The organism is Pseudomonas sp. SIMBA_067, from assembly GCF_046534675.1.
In the GTDB taxonomy this organism is placed as follows: domain Bacteria; phylum Pseudomonadota; class Gammaproteobacteria; order Pseudomonadales; family Pseudomonadaceae; genus Aquipseudomonas; species Aquipseudomonas putida.
Genome location: NZ_JAWRYH010000655.1, coordinates 1 through 262 on the forward strand (window position 1 = coordinate 1; position 262 = coordinate 262).

Sequence of the window (262 nt, forward strand, 5' to 3'; positions counted from 1 at the left end):
GAGGACCGTTGCGCCGATCGACAACGGCGTGAACACGTCCCGGTAGACCGGGTCGTGGCCCAGGCCCGAGAGCAGGGAAAAACAGTCGCCCCGGGTAAAACCCTGCTGCTGCACATGCCAGTCGATGAAATGCACCAGGGGCGCGTGGTGGGTGACGATGCCCTTCGGTTCGCCAGTGCTGCCTGAGGTGAAGGTGATATAGGCCGGCTGCGCGGGGCTAACCTCAGGCAGGGGCGACTGCTTGCTGGCGAAGTGTTGCAGT

Annotated in this window: 1 protein-coding gene; it reads right to left on the reverse strand. The window is 64.1% G+C overall.

Annotated elements, in window-relative coordinates; all coding sequences use genetic code 11:
- On the reverse strand, positions 1-262 hold a 262-nt coding region (locus SB765_RS30740), incomplete at both ends, for an AMP-binding protein (RefSeq protein WP_410932634.1).